Genomic DNA, 18876 nt, shown 5'->3' with positions numbered 1-18876 from the left:
ATCTGGTTAACTAAGTCAACTTCGTCCGACACTCTCGGACCGCAGTACGAGAGAGAACAACTCAGCTCTCGTGCGGACATTCAGCTTCTTGAACCCGTTCCTCAGGTGCACCTCGACCGTACGTTCGGAGATCACGAGTCGCGACGCGATCGCGAGGTTGCTACGTCCCTCAAGGACCAAGTCAATAGTCTCGCGTTCCCGCGGCGTGAGCTGATTTAGCAGGCGTGTCAGATCACTGCGAGATGCAGTGGGGGGCTCGAACTCGGTCCGTGCCGCTGCGGCCGCCCGTCGGCCCGAGTCCGGACCATAGATTTCGTACTGGATCGGGTTCGCGGGCCCCAGAGCCGTCAACGCTTGATGCAGATGTGAGAGCTCTTCGGGCCCTTGCTGCGGCAGGAGGCGGAGCGCAGCTGGCATGACACCTCCAGCCGCGTGAGTGGCGGGCAGCCGGGTGATGACGTCGGTGAGCACAGCGACGGCACCGCTCAGGTCACCGGCTTGCATCTGGAAGCCAGCGTTCTGCACGCGCATCACCGCCTCAAAGAGTGGGGAGAGCGACGCAGGCTCGAATACCCATGGCCATGGCTGTCTCGCACTGACGCTGGTGAGAAACGACGCCGCCTGAATCGCGTCAGCTTCATCGGGATCGATCCACCACGTTCCGGAGATCTCAGATATAGCGGACATGACCTTCCTGTCGGCCGTGGTCGCGATCGCAGGGACGAGGCGACGTGCTTGCTCCACGAACCGTCGACGAGGATCCGTGTCCTCGGCCGGGCCGTCGACGAGCGAATCGACCGCCGCGACCAGCACCGCTGCTCTGTCTCGCTGGGCGGGCGTACCGAGATGCGACGCGGCTCCGAGGAACTCGCGCGCGTCCTGCAGGCATCCCATCAGCAACGCCGCTTGCCCCCGCAAGAGCAGGGCGGAAGCGTGTTGCTGTTGATCGCCGTGCTCGATCACCCACCCCGCCGTCACGAATGCGGCATGCGGACTACCTCCAGAGAGAGCCGAACCGGATAGGGCGAGAATCTCTCGAGCGATTCGGGGTTCTCCGCCCTGCTGGGCGAGAGCAGCATGCCAGGCGCGCTGGCCGGGAAGTCCGTTATCGCGGAGTGCTTTCGCGAGTGCCCTGTGCAGTCCTGCGCTATCCGCAGGAGAAGAGAAGGACCTGAGCCGTTCGTCTGTGAACCTGAATCGTCCCCGGTTGACATGTAGGTAGGTCGGCGTCAAGGCAAGCAATTCAGCGACGTCAACGCCGGCAGCGGAGAGGACCACGTCGACGCGATCACTCGTCGACATAGCTGCAACTTGTAGCAGGCGCTTCCTCGCTGGCGAGAGCGCCGCAGCCTCCTCGAACCGCGCCCCGTATCCGAGCGCGGGGAAGGGAAACGGCAGCACCGACATGCCGGCGATTTGGTGCTGTGTCAGCTGGAGGGCCAACCTCCCTGCCTCGGTGTTGTCGCCGCGCGCCGCCGTCCACAGCCCCGACGCGACATGGGGGGCGGCGAGCATTCCGGTGATGCTCCGGATCTCTTTGAGGACAGAGTCCAGCATCGTGAGTGAGATCGCTTCGCGCGGATAGGTCTCACGTTCCACCACAACCCACATGTTAGGGGGAGGTGGGTAACCCGTCATCTTCCACACGGACTGTGCCTAGGTTCCGGTTCTGCTCCGAACGGGTTGCAATGAGGCGGGCGACGATGAACACGCCGATGGCAGCCGCATACACAAGCAGCCATGGAACGGTCGAGAGGAGGTTGTCCCATGCCCAGTGCAAGCTGATCGTCACAGGCAGTGCGACTACGACCGCCAGCCAGGCGCGCCCCCCACGGCGCAGAGCCCCGACCAGAGCGCATCCGCTGACGGCAGTAAGCATGTTGTGGAGTCCGAACCCGACAAAGGTCCGTACCGACAGCGAAGCGAACGCGTTACCTTCACCGCCTTGAATGAGCGCATTCAGCCCGTAGATGACATCCTCGATGATTTCAAACCCAAACCCGACGAAGAAGCCCAGAACGAGTCCTTGCAGCGGGCCGGGGTCGTTCCTCCACCCAACCCAAACAACAAGACCGACGACGCCAAGCTTCAGCACCTCCTCGGCAAAGGGGGCCACCACCGAGGACCCCTGATTCACGATGATTCCTGCGGCGAGAGCGATCAATCCACCGCCGAGTGCAGCCAATGTTCGAAGGCTCGCGCTTGTTCGGCTCCGAGGCAAAGCGAGGAACGAGATCCCGAACAGGAGTCCGGACTGAATGGCACCTCCCACCCACACAAGCCACGCGCCCGTCGTTCCGACCGTGCCATCCACCAGCTGGGGGACGACGATGATCCCCCCGCCGGCCAGCAGCGCCACATAGAGGCCCACGGCCCACCAGTGAGTGGATTGATTGCGTGGTTTCACCGGACCCATCCCCCCACCCAATCAGAAGCTGATCAGGTCGCACATCCAACGTTGCTCAGATCGACGCTTCCTATCGACCAGGTAAGTGGTGCCACGTATACGCGGCGTTGCGGCGCTCCCCACCGAAGTGGAACGATGCCGGCCGTTTCCGAACGCAGAAGTGAGCTCGGCGGACTCGTCTTACCGTGCACACGTCGCCACTACGCTGAGCCGTATCCGGCCGCACCGCTCAGCAGCCGCTCACCAGAAAGCGTCGAAGGAGGACGAGTTGCGCGAGAACCAGGCGTTCGCTGAGGCACTTCGTCTCGCGATGACAGACCGCGGTGTCACGCTTTCTCAACTCCGCGACCGCCTCATGGACCACGGCAATCCTGTATCGGTCTCCGCGCTCGGGTACTGGCGCGCAGGCAAACGCACGCCGGAAGGTGCCAAGTCCTTGGCGGCGGTCGCCGGGATGGAGGAGATTCTTCACCTCGGATCAGGCGCCCTGAGTGCGCTGCTCCCCCCGAGCGCACGCGTCGGGGCCCCGTCACCGATACGTATCCCCGAAGTGATCGGTTCGGTTACCGATTCCATCGACGAGATCGGTCAGTTGCTCCTGTCGCAGTCCCTTGACAACGTCCGTCCCGTTAGCGTGCAGATCGTCGCAGACGTTGATGCCCGGGGGGTCGTCGTGCGCCAGCGTCAACGCATCCGCATCCAAGCCGTGCGAACACCCATGACCGAGTTCGCGCGGGTCGAGATGACTTACGTTCCCAGCGCCGTGGCACCGGTCTTCAGTGCGCGGTACGGCTGCCGCGTCGCGCGCACCATCTCGCGTGCGTCGGCCGACGCCTTCGGGTGCCTTTTCGCATTGGATCGGGCAGTACCGGTCGGGCGGTCCACCATCCTCGAGTTCCAGATGGACTACCCCGAGGGGTATCCGGAGGAAAGAGAGTGCGGTTACGCCTCCGGACGGCGAACACACGAGGTCGTTCTCTGGGTCCAATTCGCTGAAGGCGCAACGCCGACATGGATCGAGGAAACAGAAGTCATCGACGGAGTGGAGACACGACGCCGACGCCAACTCGACGCAGGCGCGGTACATGCTGAGCGCATCGATTTTCCCGTAGGCGTACTGGCCCTGCGCTGGGGATAGACGAAGCCACCCGATCATCGGTGCTGAACGACGCACAAACGGCCGTGCGACGTTCCCGCCTCGTCTCACGCGATAGGCCGACGACCTCGCGCGCGTTCACGGTGAAGTCCGCGCCTTCGAGCTCACTGCACTTCCGCCATCGAGGTACCGAGCGGGTGACTCGTGGTGTAGTCCACGGATGATCTTTTGCCATAACTCAGATCAGACCGCCTGTTCTGCCGTCTCCTAGCTACAGGTTCTCCCATGGGCGGGAGAACGGGGCAGGGGGCCAGCATGAACGCGACCACGGGCGCAGTCACAGAGGACACACCGGGATGGGCAGGGGTCGATGACGATCAACTACTCATCCAGCGAGCGAGCAAAGGCGAGCGGCAAGCCGCTGACCTCTATCTTCGGCGGCATTGGCATCGTCTGCAGCGCTCCGCTCGGTACATCGCCGGTTGGCGGGGTGACCCCGACGAGCTTCTCGCCTCTGCTGTGACCTCGACCTGGTCGAAGTGGACGAGCGGTACCGGACCCGATCGAAACGTCACCGGCTACATTGCTCAGTCGATGCGGAACCGCCTCCTCGACGACATCAAGTCGCCAAGGTCCAAGGACGTGAGTCTGGATGACGAACAGGTCACTCGTGCCGGCGTGTCAGACACGTACGACATCGAGCTACAGATGGACCGTGATGTCGTCGCCGCCGCGTTGGGAACGCTGTCGGATGATCATCGAACACTGTTGATCCGAGTCTTGATCGACGGAACGCCCGCGCGCGAACTCACCGGCAACTTCCAGCAGTCAGCTGCCTGGATTCACACAACGTTGTACCGGGCGAAAAAGAAGTTGCGCAGCGCCTTGCTAAGCGCTTCGCTTCGTCAAGCGTGCACTTCGACGGGGTGCCGCGCACGCCAAGACCGTTTCAGCACAACGAGCGGCGGCATGATCGCGGGGCAGGAAGACAGCGAGCTGCTCGCCGCACTGTGGAGGTGCAGTGACTGCAGCAAGGGCCTGCGGGACTTCGAAGCGCTGATGTCTCACGAGTAGTCATGAAACGCAGCCACCGCAGCTGACGCCGAAACTGTGGGGGGAGGCTTGGGGCCCTCCCCCCACATCGCGGTCGCTGGGGTCCCGAGCCGCGTTGGCAGGCCAGAAGGCGCCGCCGGGTGAGGCAGGGTTAGTGCCTCTGGAGGACTGGGGATGCCTCCGTTGATATCGACGAAGGGTCGACGGAATTCTGACACCAAGGCGTCTCGTATCCCTCCGCGCCAGGAACCGTGTCAGATTCCACATTCCATGCCCCTGAGCCTGTGGATGGCGTACAGATAGCTTGATTCTGTTGTGATTGGCCGGGACCAATCTCGACGGAAAGCGACGCTGACCGGCGGTCGCCGCACACTTGGGGAGGGGTCATGCGACGAGCAGTCGACCCTATGACGCTCCCCGCGGCAATCACTCCGATTGCACACTCCGATGGCCCGCCGATCGTGGCGAACATCTTGGTTGACGACTACCTGAGACTCACTCGTGAGCATCCACATGCTGTGCCCGAAGCCATCCGCAGACTGTCCCTAGCGATCCCGGCTCCCTCAAGAGCGACTGAGCGGCCAGGAAGGGCGTCACCCACGGCAGCGCCGCACGTTGGTGTGGCAATCAACGCCGAGCCAGACTCGTTGTTGCATCGTATTCGTTCACAGATGTGCCAGTCACTGGCGGCGGGGGCACCAGCTGAGGCGCACGAGTTTGCCCGACGACTCCGCGTGCGTGTCTTCGCCCTCTTGTCTGAACCCGTCGCCAATGTCGACGCCGAACTCGGTGAGCTGCTTTTGGAGACGGGGACGGTCGCGGCGATCTGTCAACGCCCCTTTCAAGCCCTCGCCGACTACGCTCGAGCCCTGCGGCTCTCGGCTTCGCGCCCTGAATTGCGCACTGCCATCGCGGTACGCGCCGCGGTGATCAATGCTGCCTACGGGCGACTCCACGAAGCCGCGCGTCTGCTCGAGTTGGCGACGTCGCCGTTGCCGAACGCCACAGCCGAGGAGCCCCTCGCACTGCTGGCGAGGGCGCTGATCGCCGTCGAACGCCTCGATGGCGAGGCCGCCGGACTGCTTGATCGCTTGGCAGGTGCCGATCTGGGCAAGTTCTGGCCGTTCGAAGTCTTGGGTCGGACTCGCTGGCAGCTCGCTCAAGGGTTCTACACGGCCGTGCTCAATCTGGTCGCTCTCGCCGAAGCTGAGCACGGTATCGTCCCTGCAACGATGTCTGAATCGGTCCTCGCTTTCGCGCGCTCCGCCGCTCTCACGCACCTCGGGCATTCCGGAGCGGCGCTCGAAGTCCTCGACTCCATCGCCGTGGAAACACCGGAAATCCGGTTGTCGAGGGGACGGGTCCGCCTTCAGCTTGGTGACGATGAGGGTGCAGATGAGATGGTGAATATCGTCCTCAGGGATGAGGGTGCAGGCCCCGTCGTCAGTGCCGAAGCCGGTTTGCTGAAGCTGTGGATCTTGGATCGCCGTCGGTCCGACGCATCCAGCTGGTCCGCCTCACTGGCGAACAGGGCCGTCTCGTCGGAGGGCTTGGTGCGTGCTCTGACCTCGGTTCCGGCCCGGATATCATCGATGGTCTCCTCTGGCGGCGCGCCGCCGGTTGACATCCCCGAACCGCGCTCCGCTGTTCGGTTGCGTAGCAGTCAGTTGGCAGTACTTCGGGAGTTGCGAGTCGGCGGCTCACTGAGCGAGATCGCGGGCAGGTTGCAACTTTCTGTGAACACGGTCAGGACCCACACAAAAGCGATCTACAGACGCTTAGATGTGCACACGCGAGAAGATGCCGTTGCACTGGCACGCTCCACCGGGTTGCTCAGCTGACGGGGTCCACCTGTCCCTCGACCGCGACCGTCACGAGTCCGTCGATGAGCACGCCGACACTGTCGAACTCGGACGCTACGGGAACCGCCATCTCCCCGTCCCGAGTGACAAGGGCTGCTGCTGGCCGCCGCGCACCGACGCCGAGGCGGTGGCCCAGCGAGCCTGCGATGTCCACAGCCACAAACATTCCCAAACCATCACCAGCATCAGGTAGCTCTTCGATGTTGCCGGATGAAGCCGTATATATGAGGTGCACGTCGACGATCGGCGCGATCGTGTGAATATGTGCGCCCACAAGTTCGCGCGCAGCGATACAAGGACGGCATCCTGCACGGAGAAAGACGAGCAGTCGCGGCCGCGCGCTTGGGCGGGTGAGATCGACGATCTCACCGCTATCCGGCAGTAGCACTGCACCTGACGGTTCGTCTGACCCCTCTCTGTTGACCTGGGCCATGGCGTCACGAGGCACGTCCCATGCTCGGATCACGGTTGCGACTACGACCGCAGTAAACACGCATGCTGCGAGCGACCAGTGGATCGGGCTGGCAAGTTCGCTGGCGAACACGACATGAAGAACGTCCACGCGTACTCCCGCCAGGGGCTGCGGCTGTGCTCAAAATGCCGAGGGCAATCGCAGAGACAGCGATCGCGACGTTGCGCGCGATGAGGGGCGCCCCGATCCGTGAGGGAAGCCAGTCGCCGAAGCACCCGCATTCCTCCGCGGACCCACTGCGATAGGCACGGACGACCACCGCGAGGAGCGCGACAGCCAACACTGTGGCGCTCCAGGCGACGAAAGCAAGAGGCCAGCCTGATGCCACGATCAGCCCGACCGCGACCAGCGCCTCCACGGTGATGATCCCGAGCGCTGCGTACCGCGGTTGGAGAACGGGAATACGCAACGCAGCGAATGTTCGTTGCCCACGATCCGGGGCAACGAGCTTTCCGCCGGCGCTCAGCAAAAAAAGCAGCGCGAGAAGCGAAGACAGCGTGACAACAAGCACGGTCATGCGGTTCTCCATTCTTGGTCAACCATGCCCCGAGTTCGTCGACCGAACTCCGGGACCGACTGCCTCGGCACGCTGCCGAGCTGCCCTAGGAGGTGAGCATCACACTCTCGAGAGCACGGACATCGGGCCGGGCGCGGTGCCCACCCGGTCGAGCCTGCCTCACGGCGCGGTCGCACAGGCGATCTCGTCGCGCTCTCGCGAGCTTTTCCGACGCAGGGCGCGAGGTTCTCGTCGAGATTGACCGCACGCCGTCGTCTTTAGCGATAGAGGTTCGTCGCCGTCGTCGAAGGGGTGCGCGGGAATGTCAGTCCGTCAGAGTCGTGAAGCGACTCTCATCCAAGCTCTAGGGGCGATGGCGACCCTCGGTCACCATCTGATCAGCTCGGATCGCCCTGCTTCGACCATCATCGCGGTGGCGTGAAATGCCATCCGCACGATCTCACCGCCGTACAACGCGACTCGAGAATGACGGATTCGTGACAGTCGAGGCAGTGCGGTCGATCGGGTGGGACGTAGCACTCCCTTTTCCACGAGTCGCTTTCGACTCCCGAGGAGGCGAGGGCTGGCGGGCGACACGGCTGTGGTCTTCCGCGGGCACATTCACAGGCACACCTCTTCGGCAAGGGATGGTACGCGCGTTCGTGGGTGTGGATGGCGATGGGACGGTCCAAACAGCGGCCGGCTGCGCGACCGTCCCGCCCCATACGATCGTTGCTGTCCACGGCGACTGGCCTGTCGTGACCACCCAAGATGCCCCATGGGCAAGGATGATCTGGGAAGTGGACTATCCAGCGCTTCAACTCGCGCGCTTCGGCGCATCGTTCATGAGAGTACTCAGCGTCGAGGGACAACTGTGGAACCTCATCGCCGCAATCACCAACGTTCTCGCCCCGTCTGGCGACCGGCCAGCGAGTAGTGAGGATCCCTTCCTCGCAGATGCTCTGGGCGCTGCACTCGCTGCGGTGCTAGCGAGTGCAGCTCCCTCGTCTGCCTCGTCCCGCTCCTCTCTGTATTCCGAGGCTTTGCGGATCATCGAGGAGCAGCACCGAGACCCTGCGCTTAACGTGACCAGCCTCGCGCAGCGACTGTCCATCTCCACACCTCATCTGCATCGCCTCTTCGCCCAGGAAGGCAGGAGCCCTCGCGACGTTGTCGAAGAACGCCGCGTCTCCGCGGTGCGAACACTTCGACAGCGATCTGACGGACACCTCTCTGAACCGGACTTGGCCACACGTTCAGGATTCACCAGTGTCCGACGCATGCGGGACGCAATCAGACGACAGAGCGAACAGAATTAGCTGCGTCCCACTGAACGTCGACTTCTCACCCGTGTTGACGCCGGCGTGACGGACGCGTCCGGTACACCATCTGCATCCTCAGCAAAAGCACGGCGAGCATCGGGGCCGCCAGCTCTGAAAGCACCATCAGCTTCCTGGACGGGCGACTCATAGTAGTCGCGACCGGAGTAGGCGGAGGCAGGTCCCTTGCGGGGGACGCGGTTCAGGACGACGCCGAGCACACGGCCCGTCGTGCGGGTGATGTTCTCGATGGCGCGCTGCAGCATGTCGAAAGTGGTCTTCCCCGACGAGACGACGATCAGCACGCCGTCCGCGCCGGCGGCGAGCACAGCGGCATCCGTCACCGGCAGCACCGGAGGGGAGTCGAGGATCACGATCGCGGACTTGCTGATCTCCGCCAGGAAGTCGCGCATGCGGTGCGAGCCGAGGAGCTCGCTCGGGTTCGGCGGGATGCGCCCAGCCCCCACGACGGCCAGCGGCACATCGCGCGACGGGCGGTGAGCGACATCCTGCAGGTCGGCGCGCCCAGCAAGAACGTCGGTGAGGCCGACGTCCTTGGACATCCCGAAGATGTCGGCGATGACCGGGCGACGCAGATCGCAGTCGATGAAGATCGCCCACTGGCCCGCGGCGGCGAGGCTCGAGGCGAGGTTGACCGACACAGTCGACTTGCCGTCGCCCGGCACCGAGCTGGTGACGACGATCACGCGCGGCGGGTTGTCGACGTCGATGAACTGCAGATTCGTGCGCAGCTCGCGCATCGATTCGATCGTGTGGTGCGAGACGCCGTGCTGCGACTCCAGCGAGAAGTCGATCACCTGGCGCTCGTCAGACATCGACTTCTCGAGCGGGATGACACCGATCACCGAGACGCCGGTCTCGCGCTCAACGTCTCGCGGATGGCGAACCCGCCGATCGACGGCACGTCTGACAAACGCGTACGCGAGCCCCAGCGCCAGCCCAGCCGCCGCCCCTACGCCCACATTCAGGCGGGTGTTCGGTGAACTAGGCGAAGAGGGGATCCGCGCAGAATCGCCAACCACGAGTTCGACCGCAGCCGGGGTCGCAGCTGTGCCACGCTCAAGGTTCTGGATCTCGGTTGCCATCGCGCGCAGCCATGCCTCTGCCAGTTCCTGCGCCTCCTGAGGAGTAGGGCCGGTCGCAGTGACCACGAGTGATGTAGTCTCGGCCGGGTTCGACACACGAACGCGGCCGACAAGCGCTTCGGGCTCAGACTCCAAACCAAGCTCATCAATCGCATGCTCCGCGACCGCCCGCCAGGAACCGAGCTCAAGATATGACTTCACGCGACTCTGCGCGAGCTGGGTCCCGACAAGAGCCGCCCCGCTCGTGCCGTTCCCTCCGACGGACGTGACGATACCCGTCGTATCGGCGGAGAACACCCGCGGTTGCACCGCGCTCCACCCGAACAGTGCGCCAGCACCAAGCATCGTCGCCAAGAGGATCACGACCCAATGCATGCGCACGACTCGGACGTAGTCGCTCAGTTCCATCGGACTCCCTATGCGATCAATGGGCGGCATCACGGGTTCGACTCTGGTACGCGACCATGAACGTGGCGGCCGCAACGACTCCACCGAGAATGACGAGTGGAGGGGTGAAGTCTGACTTAAACCCTTGGCTGAGCAGCTCAGGACCACGGCTCTCGGCGCTCCTGGTTGCGTTTACGGGGGCGAGCTCTGACCAAGGCTTCGTTTCAGACCAGAAATCCCCAGAGCCGTCGTCTTCTTCTTGGGAGGCCCATCTCCTCGTCCTCACCCTGACACCCGTTACTCATGCGGGTGGAGGACCGAGGGAGAAGCGCAGGGGTGCGCTTCTCCCTCGTCTATTGCGAGGAACGTGCGACGCCCGCCGCCATTGCCGAGCTCGGAGGCAATGCGCTCCTGTCCTGGCTCGAGCCGAGAGCGCGCGAGGCCTCGAGTCGAACTCCCGTGTCGGTCGGCCGCTACCTCGGTGCAGATATCATCCAGTGGAACGCTCGCCCGTCTGAGATTAAGCGTTCTGCGCACCAATCTTCGCCTGCGATCGGGCCCCTGCCTCGACGGCGATCACCGCGACGAGCGCTCCGGCAGCGACGAGTGCGACCGCCCAGAGACCGTCCGTCAGGATTCCCCCGAATACGACGAGCACGCCCACGAGGAACGCGGTGCTGGTCGCCGCGCTGAGTGTGCGGCGAAGCGTCAACCACCACACTGCGAGAAAGAACAGACCCACAGGGACGCTCAGCATTGCGGCTGCCGCCTCGTGGCCGAGCTCAGTGTGCCCTCCCACCCGGTCGATAGCGACCTCGATGCCAGCGGAGAACGCGCCTGCCGCGGCGAAGATCAGGTAATGGAAATAACCAAAGGTGAGCGAGGAACGCAGCCCGTTGATGTGCTCGTGATGTTCTCGCGAAAAATAGACCCACCACATGCCTGCGGCGACGACCAGCCCCGAGCTGGCGATGATGAGCAGATCGCTGATGTGATGGCCGGACTCAATAGCGTCGACCACAGCGTTCGCAGACGCCAGAATCGACTCCCCCAAAAGGATGAGGGTGAACAACCCGTATCGTTCGGTGATGTGGCTCGGATTCCAGGGCGCCGGCTTACGCGATTCCGCCCAAATGGGGATTGCGACTTCAGCAGCGACGAGAACGAAAAAGCCGATGAAGCCGGCGGTCTCCGGGAGGAACAACCGTCCCACCCACAGCGCCTGAACGACGACGATTGCGGCGGCGTACCGCAGCGCGGTCGAACGGAGCGCTGAGGCGCTGGCCGCCGCCCGCAACCACTGTCCGACAAGCGCGAGCCGCATGACGACATAGCCCGCAGTGACGAGCGTGAAGTCATGGTCTGCCATCGCGGATTCGGCTCCGGTCGCGAGAACCAGAACACCCGCCATCTGCACGATGGTCAATGTCCGGTAAAGCCAGTCGTCGGTGGCGAACGAGGTCCCGAACCACGTGAAGTTCATCCACGCCCACCAGATGGCGAAGAAGATCATCAGATACCCCAGGATGCCGGCGCCGGGATGACCGCCGGCTTCCATATGGTGCAACTGCGCTGACGAGAAGGACACCGCCACCACGAAGACCAGGTCGAAGAACAGCTCTAGAGAACTCGCTGCTCGGTGCGGTTCATTCGGATCTCGCGGACGCATGATCGTCAACCCGAAACGAGCACGGGATTCAGCGGTGGACTGTGTGTTGTCTCTAGACATGAACCGTTCGATTCGTTCAGTTGCCCGTCAGCGCTGCCCGGCCGGAGTCCTGCTGCGCGGCGGTCCGGTCAGTCTTCGCGGATAGTCATCGAAGCGATCTTGTCCCCTTCGAGGCCGAAGCGGAACGACGACGGCCCGTTTGCGAAGGAGCTGCGCCAGTCCCCGACCACGGCGACGACGTTCCCTTCTTGGCTGGAGCTCTCCACCGTGAACGTTCCCTTCGCGCCGAGCAATTCGCGGTCACTCCACGCCTGAATGGCTTGCAGCCCGTCGTACCTCGTGCCCCAGTCGTCGACAAACGGACTTGTGTTGAACGCACCGATGAACGCCGCATGGTCCTGCGAGTTGATTGCCGCGATGAACGAGGCGATGGGTTGTGGAACATGGCTGGCGGTCATGGCGGTCCTTTCTGTTCAACTGCTTCACACGGCTCCGATGGAGCGCGTTTCCTGCTCTGCGCCGTTCACCATCTAAGACGGTGATCTCCGCCATTTCTGGCCTCAGATCCGGATCGTCCACCGGATACCCGCTACCTGGCTGACTCGATCAGCCCTTGCCGTGCTGCTGTGGTAATCGCTGCCGCCCTCGTGGACACACCGAGTTTGCGGAGTATCGACGACACGTGAGTCTTCACCGTGTGTGGTGAGAGCTGCAGAATGGCCGCGACTTCTGTGTTGGATCGTCCCTCCGCCAACTCCCGCAGCACGCGCAACTCTCCGCGTGTGAGACGGGCAGCGATCTCAGATGATCGTGACGCTGGCCCGTCTGAGATAAGGGAAGGCGCGTTCGTGTCGAGAGTGGCCGCCAGGGCGGCGATCACGTCGCGGGGTACCACTGAAAGAAGTCTCCGACCGCCCTGCGCTGCATACCCTGCGAGCTGAGCCGCGGTATTCGCGCTCACCTGTTCTCCGGCCAGATGGTCTGCCCACGCCAGCAGCGTAAGAACTTCGGTGTGCACTCCCACAGAGAGTGCCGGAAGCGCGACAATCGCCGCAGCCGCGCGCCCTGCCATCTGACGGTCGCCGGACATGACGTGCATTCGAAGCACCGCGACTTGTGTCAAGATTCCCCGGGTTCCTTCTCGTCGATCAACGAAGCGCCGAGCTTCGCCCATGAGCCCTGACTCGAGGAGCGCTTCGATGCGCAATGCGGGTATGACATCAGCCGCGAGCGAGCCGGGGGCCACGCGTTGTGTCGCCTGGGCGAGTGCCACCAACTCGATCGCTTCCACGGCACGGTGACGCATCAGTGCGTGCCTGACTCGAGCGAGGAGCTTGAACACCCACGTTTCGTCCGGCATTTCAATCGGCGAGAGTGCTGCCACCAGTGCGTCCGCGTCCGAGCCACCGGTCTCGATGCTCACGATGGCTCGCGCTGCCGCCTCTGCGGACGCCACGCCGATCTCATAGAGCTCCGGGGCAAGGATCGGACGTGCGACTGCGTCTTCTAAGGCGACACGCGCCTCCGCGACGGCACCCCTCATCGAATGGCTCAGCGAGCTGAGAATGTAGGCATGACGCGCTCCGTCATGCAGCTGCGAACGAAGGGCGAGGCTGTTCGCGATCCCTAGATGTCGGAGCGCACCACGAAGGTCGCCTCGGAGCATTGACGTGTAACCGACCTGGATGAAGCACAACGGCACAGGTCCGTCAGCCGCGTCCCGTTGGGTGCGGGCCTGCGAGCCCGCCCAATGCTCGAGTTGATCTGAGAAGTAGCTGAGGCTCTCGCTGTCGCCCACGACACGAGCGGTGAGAAGGCGCGCAAGGTGGAACATGGCCAGGTCATTCCCCTTAAGCTTCTCCGCCCCTACCGGGGAGGGTCCGCTCGGCCCACGGAATACGACTCCCGCGAGGGGATGATAAAGCTCCAGCGGGTAGTGGCGGCGCACGACGCTCGCAGGAAGGCTCTCCAGAGCTTCTGTGAACTGCTGAAAGTGGCGGTTGAGCAACGGCCACGCGTCGGATGCAAGCGCGTTGGCCAGGACATCATCGTCACCGGAGTCGATCGCGCGGGTCAGCCTGGCGAACGCGGACGCCGCCCTATATCGACCCAATGCCTACCCCCGCACCCGGGTTCAATCCGAAAACAGCGACACCGGTCATCTGCAAACGCTCTCCTCTGCCACCTGAGAATGTTCGTCCCCAGCTAGTAGTCCTAGCGCCCATGCGTGTCCGCACTCGGGACTGGCAACACCGCGAGGGAGACGGGAGTCTTTTGCCACTGATGCGCGAACGCGACGCACTGGCGCAGGTTCACGCCCGCCGACCACACGGACGCCGCGAGCCCCCCGGTCGTCGGGGCGTCGATGATCACGAAGGCGATCGCTGCGAAAACCGCGCTGGCACATGCGACGACGACGACTCCGACGAGGCCGAGCGGGATGAGCGCATCAGCAAGATCGAGCAGCAGCGACATGGATCGTTCATTCCTCTGTGCGATGTGGTGGTTGAGCCGTCGCGCATCAAGGACAGCCATGCTGCAGGCGCGCCGTTCCCGCAATGACGCGGGACAACCTGCACTTCGAACGACGAGAGTGACTCCGAATTCTCACATCGTCGCGCGCAAAGCGCTTCCCCACAGGCAAGGTCGAAAGCGGTAAAGCGGGGACTCTCCGCGAGCGTGTCCCCGGTCGTACCCCCACGCGAACTCGGCGGCTATCCAACAAGCTGCAGCAACAGCTCTCGATCCCGACAGAGTGGACGTCTTGACCGCGCAACGAGCTACGCTCCTCGCGATCTACACGATACGGCTACGCCTCACCCGGACACTGTGCAGCAGAACGCTTCCGACGACCAACACGATCATCGTATAGAACACGAGATTGGCTTCATCCTCCCTCAAAGTGTTGAAGGCGAGGAGCCCGAAGATCACGGAGACGACACCTCGCGGGGCGAAGAGGCCGACCTGGAGTCTCTCATGCGTCGAAAGATCGGTGCCTACAAGCGCCAGCATCACGGGACCGGCACGAAGGACCGTGAGGGCGAGAGCAACCAACGCCACGACCGGCCACTGTATCCCCGTCTCAAGAGCAAGTACAGTCGTTGCACCGAACAGGAACCAGACCAGCAACGACGCGATACGGCTCACGTCATCGACCAATGACGTCTCCTCGGACGACAGCCCATCATCGACTCCTGCGCGCGTGGCTCGGTACGTCACACCTGCCGCGAACGCACTCACGAACCCGTTGCCGTGAGTTCCTTCGGCGGCGGCATAGGCGATGACGGGTGCCAGCATCAGGACAGCGCGCACCGCGGTTGAAGACATCAACGCGTGTGAGGTCGACCATCGCACGGCGAGGCCCACGGCCGCACCCAGACCGAGGCCGACCAGGAGCGATACCACGAGCTCTGGGAGAGCGGCCCAGAGAACCTCCCCTGGTGATCCGGTAACCTTACCGGCCGCCTCCGCAGCAGCGAAGGCGAACAGGAGAATCGGTGCCACAATCCCGTCCTTGTACCCGCATTCGACGTTCAGAATCCCTGAAACACGCGGATTCGTTCGTCTGGCGATTCCGGCGGTTGGCGCGAAGTCTGTGGGCATGAGGACACACGCGAGAACCAGAGCGACCGGCCAACTAATGTTCCCCAAGAGCACGAGGGCGACTCCGGCTGCGGCCGCCAGCGAAAGCGGGAGCGCTATCAAGACAAGCCTCAGGACGGCGGACTTCTCGCCGCCCAGAAGACCGCCTCGAACCTCTGTCGCATCACTGAAGAGGATGAGCGCGAGGATGATCTCAAGCAAATGCTCCGCGGCGACCGTGTCGAGGAGGGAACCCAAATCCGGGTCGACCACGCCACCAAGCAGCGCCCCCGCGACGATTAGAACGATGGGTGCGCCGACCCCCCAGCTTTGTACGCGGCGTGCGACGAGCATCCACAGCAGGACGACGACCAGGCCCGCGAAGACAAGTGCCTCCATGCTTGCAGAATAGTGGCCGCGCGCGGGGGCAGACGCCCACGGCCCCTTCTACCTGCGGCCGGGTGCCTCCTCGGCCGGGTCGAGCAGCCTCAATCGATCTAGACGCGCTCGCTTCAGTGACCGTGCAAAGCGCAGCATCATGAGGTATGCAAGACACCATGAACGCAACACTGAGGTGGACTCTCTCCGGCGTGCTTCTCCTGGTCGCGGCAGGCGTCGCGTCGTTTCTCGTTGGCTGGTTTGCGCCGCTGGCACTGACCGTCACGGGCGTGACCTGCCTCGTGGTCGGCGCCACCGTTGGCGTGCGCAGCCGCGCACGCCAATCGCGGAGCGACTGACCGTCCCGGCAAGACTGTGAGTTCGGCTCACACGTTGCGCATCAGGTGACCGTGCTCTTATCCCTCTGGACACTCCGCGCGCGCGATCAGACGTCGAGATGCCTGTCGTCAGGTCCGGGGCAGAGAGAGGAAGTGGGCATTGGAGGACTTCGTCCAGAGCAAGAGGATGATCAGTAAGGACGCAAGTGAACCAAGTACTCCTACCGCGGTGACGTCGACAAAGAAGGAGAGCACCGACAGCACCTCAAGGACGGTGATGACGATTCGGGCCCAGTTTCGGCCACCGCGCAACTTCACGAGCACGAAGACCTCAAGGGCGATCAAAACAATCATGAACGCTGCCACAGTGAGGAGGAGCGCTCCGTCTTCCGGCCTACCCGGGATGGGAGCCGCAGTGCCATCCAGGACATCAATGGCTCGCAGCAGCCTGAAGACGGCGACGGCCGCGTCAATTGTGAGACCGAAGGCAATGATCCAGATGACGATCTGGACGGTTGTGGGGACGCGTCGAGCTGCGATTTCGTCACGCATGGAGCTCCGTTCGTTGAGCTGGTCGGCTTTGCGAGCCGGATCGATGGGGTGCATCAGTCTCTGCCTGCTGAGGCCAGCGGATCGCAGCTCTCGCGCAGTTAGTTGATCACCCTGCAGTTGCTTCGCTTCAGGCGGCGGGTGGTGCCGTGCGGGGATGCGGAGTGCGCGCATTTCTGGATCGCATCAGGAGAATGGCGGCTGTGATGGAACACGCGAGAGTCACCAGTATGCCGATGCTGCTGAGCAGGTAAGGCAACGGGTCCGTAGGATTCTCTGCAAGCACGCCTACGAAGGAATTGAAGGCAGGCACCCCCGCCATTCCGAGAACGACGGCGATCACGACGGCCATGATCGGCGCCGCCCGGTTGCCGCGAATCGCCAGAGCTGCGGCCGTGGCGGCGGTGCCGCCGACGATGAGGGCTAAGACACCGAACAGAATGAGCATGACGCCCATCACCCCACCCAAGCTGCCGAAGCGCGTGGTGTAGCTACCGCCAATGATGAGGTAGACACTGGCCCCTATCGACACCAACGCCGCCGTCGATAAGAGGACGGCGGGTACGACGCGGTGTGCCCGCGGGGTGCTCGTCATGGAAAGTCCCCTCTTGAGAACCGACTACTGGCCACGGTCTCACTAGCTGCCGCAAGGAGAGCGCTGCCGCAAGGAGAGCGGCTTGTTGGCCAGCATAGGAACTCATCGCGCAGCGGGGCACGCAGGTACGGGAAAACACCTATCGACGACAGTCGATTCGGACGTTGGGGGTGGTCTCTAGGTGGTGCACGGATGAAGTCTCTACGAACGTAGGCCCGTGCCGCGTGCGATACGCGTCAGCACTGCCCCTGTGAGAGGCCGTATCCGGAGACCCGCACCACGCGAATCGCTTCCTTCCGTTCCGCGCCCGTAAAGACAGCGCACGAACCGCATCAACCCCGACAGCCGCGCTGCCTGCCCGACACCATGCCCGAGCACTCCCCTGGCCCCGAGTCCTGACTAGGGGTCTCGATGTAGTGCAGACGGGGGCCGCTACTCTCGGGGAAATGTACGCGAAAGTCCTCAATAACGGCGGTCCGCTCCCTGTCCCCATGCTCCTGATGACGGCCAGCGAGGGGAACCCGCTTATCGACCAGTTGCATGCTCGCGGGTGGGCGCCGTACGCGGGGCATATCCGTGAAGACGATGGCGCTGAGATCCGCATCATGCCGGACCATCTCAGCGTTGTGATCGAGGAGCAAGTCCTGTTCCATGATGCCGGCGGGAACCCGAAGTCGCCTCCCGGATGGTGGGAAGCGGCCAGCGCATTCGGTGACCGGGTCCTCGTCGTCATTCTCCCCGACGGTTTCCCCCTGACAACCGATGACATGGGCGCAGCCTTGGGAAACCTCGTTGGTTCCCCCATCACCGCCCAGTGCTTCGTCACGGTTGTCCACACCTGACACGGGTTGCTCCGGCGCCCACCTGGCGCGCACCGCCCTCATCCACTCGCCCGCACGATGTCAGAAAACCGAAACGCCGTCGTCAAAAAGAGGCGGTCTAGATGGCTGCAGAGGCGGAGGATTTCTGTGGTCACTGGAGGCAACGGTTCACCTGAGGGCGCACGTCGCACCGAGGGCCCCACGCGCCGTGGCGTAGTCAAGGGAGCCGTCTGGTCTCTTCCCGTCGTCGCCGTCGCCGTGGCGACGCCGCTGGCCGCGGCTTCGACGACACCGCTGGCATGCCCGTTGGGGGTCCTGCCGGCGGTCGTCAACGCACAGTTGGACCCTTCCGACTGGCATGTCTTCAACGCGCGTTCGTGGTGGACCATCGGCAGTCAGTACTTCGGAATCGACACGTCCCTTGTCGACCCCGCGGTCTACGGCACCACGTATCAGTTCACCATGCTCGGTGGCACCCAGATCACGATGAGCAACGGTGGCGGCGGCACCGCCCCGTGGTACGGGGCGGGTAGCGTCTTCACGGGCACCGTCGGCACGATCACGCCCCTTCCTGCCGTGGACCACACAATCGGGAACATCAACGTCCTTGTCGTCCCCGACGTATACGACCCGAACAGCAACGTCGACGTCTCTTTCGACGCCGCCGACGCGCATGCACCCCAGACCGTTCTGAACCGCCCTGGGTTCTGTTCCGGTGTTTATGTGAGCGCCGGTTCGGCGTTGTG

Annotated in this window: 17 protein-coding genes and 2 pseudogenes; 7 read left to right on the top strand and 12 right to left on the bottom strand. The window is 63.6% G+C overall.

Features of this window, described 5'->3' with window-relative positions; genetic code table 11:
- Positions 1-15: 15 nt before the first annotated feature.
- Together ACYVG2_RS18305 and ACYVG2_RS18300 are read right to left on the bottom strand one after the other, a co-directional pair.
- Positions 16-1602, bottom strand: coding sequence for a response regulator transcription factor (locus ACYVG2_RS18305; protein WP_460782292.1), 1587 nt, complete (start codon positions 1600-1602; stop codon positions 16-18).
- A 10-nt stretch (positions 1603-1612) separates the two neighbouring features.
- Positions 1613-2416, bottom strand: coding sequence for a PrsW family glutamic-type intramembrane protease (locus ACYVG2_RS18300; RefSeq protein ID WP_460782291.1), 804 nt, complete (start codon positions 2414-2416; stop codon positions 1613-1615).
- 259 nt (positions 2417-2675) lie between these two features.
- Between ACYVG2_RS18300 and ACYVG2_RS18295 the strand changes: the two genes are divergently transcribed.
- The 3 genes from ACYVG2_RS18295 (at position 2676) to ACYVG2_RS18285 (ending at position 6397) form a co-directional block, all read left to right on the top strand.
- Positions 2676-3545, top strand: a complete 870-nt coding sequence (locus ACYVG2_RS18295; protein WP_460782290.1) for a hypothetical protein — start codon at positions 2676-2678, stop codon at positions 3543-3545.
- Between the two features lie 273 nt (positions 3546-3818).
- Positions 3819-4577, top strand: coding sequence for an RNA polymerase sigma factor (locus ACYVG2_RS18290; RefSeq protein WP_460782289.1), 759 nt, complete (start codon positions 3819-3821; stop codon positions 4575-4577).
- Positions 4578-5290: 713 nt separating this feature from the next.
- Positions 5291-6397: a helix-turn-helix transcriptional regulator gene (locus ACYVG2_RS18285; protein ID WP_460782288.1), complete on the top strand. Its 1107-nt coding sequence runs from the start codon at positions 5291-5293 to the stop codon at positions 6395-6397.
- Here ACYVG2_RS18285 and ACYVG2_RS18280 read toward each other — a convergent pair.
- Positions 6390-6980, bottom strand: a complete 591-nt coding sequence (locus ACYVG2_RS18280) for a hypothetical protein (RefSeq protein WP_460782355.1) — start codon at positions 6978-6980, stop codon at positions 6390-6392. The two genes, ACYVG2_RS18285 and ACYVG2_RS18280, sit on opposite strands and share 8 nt — an antisense overlap.
- A gap of 52 nt (positions 6981-7032) precedes the next feature.
- Positions 7033-7407 (bottom strand): annotated as a pseudogene (locus tag ACYVG2_RS18275) (MauE/DoxX family redox-associated membrane protein); the annotation flags it as partial.
- Between the two features lie 422 nt (positions 7408-7829).
- Between ACYVG2_RS18275 and ACYVG2_RS18270 the strand changes: the two are divergent.
- Positions 7830-8705, top strand: a complete 876-nt coding sequence (locus ACYVG2_RS18270; protein ID WP_460782287.1) for a helix-turn-helix transcriptional regulator — start codon at positions 7830-7832, stop codon at positions 8703-8705.
- Here the strand turns inward: ACYVG2_RS18270 and ACYVG2_RS18265 are convergent.
- The 6 genes from ACYVG2_RS18265 to ACYVG2_RS18240 all read right to left on the bottom strand — a co-directional run bounded on the left by ACYVG2_RS18265 (position 8702) and on the right by ACYVG2_RS18240 (position 15848).
- Positions 8702-9877 carry a polysaccharide biosynthesis tyrosine autokinase gene (locus ACYVG2_RS18265; protein ID WP_460782286.1) on the bottom strand — a complete coding sequence of 392 codons (1176 nt, stop codon included), beginning with the start codon at positions 9875-9877 and terminating at the stop codon, positions 8702-8704. The genes ACYVG2_RS18270 and ACYVG2_RS18265 overlap by 4 nt on opposite strands.
- A gap of 841 nt (positions 9878-10718) precedes the next feature.
- Positions 10719-11867 (bottom strand): low temperature requirement protein A, encoded by a 1149-nt coding sequence (locus ACYVG2_RS18260; RefSeq protein WP_460782285.1) that lies wholly within the window; start codon positions 11865-11867, stop codon positions 10719-10721.
- 128 nt (positions 11868-11995) lie between these two features.
- Entirely contained in the window at positions 11996-12325 is a 330-nt protein-coding gene (locus ACYVG2_RS18255) for a nuclear transport factor 2-like protein (RefSeq protein WP_460782284.1), read from the bottom strand.
- Between the two features lie 131 nt (positions 12326-12456).
- A complete protein-coding gene (locus tag ACYVG2_RS18250) occupies positions 12457-13665 on the bottom strand; it encodes a helix-turn-helix transcriptional regulator (protein ID WP_460782283.1) in 1209 nt (402 codons plus the stop codon).
- A gap of 416 nt (positions 13666-14081) precedes the next feature.
- Positions 14082-14342, bottom strand: a complete 261-nt coding sequence (locus ACYVG2_RS18245) for a hypothetical protein (protein WP_460782282.1) — start codon at positions 14340-14342, stop codon at positions 14082-14084.
- A gap of 321 nt (positions 14343-14663) precedes the next feature.
- Positions 14664-15848, bottom strand: coding sequence for a cation:proton antiporter domain-containing protein (locus ACYVG2_RS18240; RefSeq protein ID WP_460782281.1), 1185 nt, complete (start codon positions 15846-15848; stop codon positions 14664-14666).
- Positions 15849-16006: 158 nt separating this feature from the next.
- On the opposite strand from ACYVG2_RS18240, the gene ACYVG2_RS18235 reads away from it, so the two are divergent.
- Positions 16007-16186 carry a hypothetical protein gene (locus ACYVG2_RS18235; protein ID WP_460782280.1) on the top strand — a complete coding sequence of 60 codons (180 nt, stop codon included), beginning with the start codon at positions 16007-16009 and terminating at the stop codon, positions 16184-16186.
- Positions 16187-16294: 108 nt separating this feature from the next.
- Here ACYVG2_RS18235 and ACYVG2_RS18230 read toward each other — a convergent pair whose 3' ends face one another.
- Positions 16295-16717, bottom strand: coding sequence for a hypothetical protein (locus ACYVG2_RS18230; RefSeq protein WP_460782279.1), 423 nt, complete (start codon positions 16715-16717; stop codon positions 16295-16297).
- Between the two features lie 127 nt (positions 16718-16844).
- Positions 16845-17309 carry a hypothetical protein gene (locus ACYVG2_RS18225; protein WP_460782278.1) on the bottom strand — a complete coding sequence of 155 codons (465 nt, stop codon included), beginning with the start codon at positions 17307-17309 and terminating at the stop codon, positions 16845-16847.
- Between the two features lie 446 nt (positions 17310-17755).
- On the opposite strand from ACYVG2_RS18225, the gene ACYVG2_RS18220 reads away from it, so the two are divergent.
- Together ACYVG2_RS18220 and ACYVG2_RS18215 are read left to right on the top strand one after the other, a co-directional pair.
- Positions 17756-18151, top strand: coding sequence for a hypothetical protein (locus ACYVG2_RS18220; protein WP_460782277.1), 396 nt, complete (start codon positions 17756-17758; stop codon positions 18149-18151).
- Between the two features lie 126 nt (positions 18152-18277).
- Positions 18278-18876, top strand: a pseudogene (locus tag ACYVG2_RS18215) (hypothetical protein); the annotation flags it as partial.

It is taken from the genome of Microbacterium shaanxiense (genome assembly GCF_054779995.1).
The sequence above is the reverse complement of the archived record's forward strand: the minus strand, read 5'-3'. Positions and strand labels throughout refer to the sequence as shown.

Coding starts and splice junctions, on each gene's coding strand:
- ACYVG2_RS18300 (WP_460782291.1), bottom strand. CDS start 2,416: ATGGGTCCGGTGAAACCACGCAATCAATCCACTCACTGGTGGGCCGTG.
- ACYVG2_RS18290 (WP_460782289.1), top strand. CDS start 3,819: ATGAACGCGACCACGGGCGCAGTCACAGAGGACACACCGGGATGGGCA.
- ACYVG2_RS18270 (WP_460782287.1), top strand. CDS start 7,830: ATGCCATCCGCACGATCTCACCGCCGTACAACGCGACTCGAGAATGAC.
- ACYVG2_RS18260 (WP_460782285.1), bottom strand. CDS start 11,867: ATGCGTCCGCGAGATCCGAATGAACCGCACCGAGCAGCGAGTTCTCTA.
- ACYVG2_RS18255 (WP_460782284.1), bottom strand. CDS start 12,325: ATGACCGCCAGCCATGTTCCACAACCCATCGCCTCGTTCATCGCGGCA.
- ACYVG2_RS18245 (WP_460782282.1), bottom strand. CDS start 14,342: ATGTCGCTGCTGCTCGATCTTGCTGATGCGCTCATCCCGCTCGGCCTC.
- ACYVG2_RS18240 (WP_460782281.1), bottom strand. CDS start 15,848: ATGGAGGCACTTGTCTTCGCGGGCCTGGTCGTCGTCCTGCTGTGGATG.
- ACYVG2_RS18235 (WP_460782280.1), top strand. CDS start 16,007: ATGAACGCAACACTGAGGTGGACTCTCTCCGGCGTGCTTCTCCTGGTC.
- ACYVG2_RS18230 (WP_460782279.1), bottom strand. CDS start 16,717: ATGCGTGACGAAATCGCAGCTCGACGCGTCCCCACAACCGTCCAGATC.
- ACYVG2_RS18225 (WP_460782278.1), bottom strand. CDS start 17,309: ATGACGAGCACCCCGCGGGCACACCGCGTCGTACCCGCCGTCCTCTTA.
- ACYVG2_RS18220 (WP_460782277.1), top strand. CDS start 17,756: ATGTACGCGAAAGTCCTCAATAACGGCGGTCCGCTCCCTGTCCCCATG.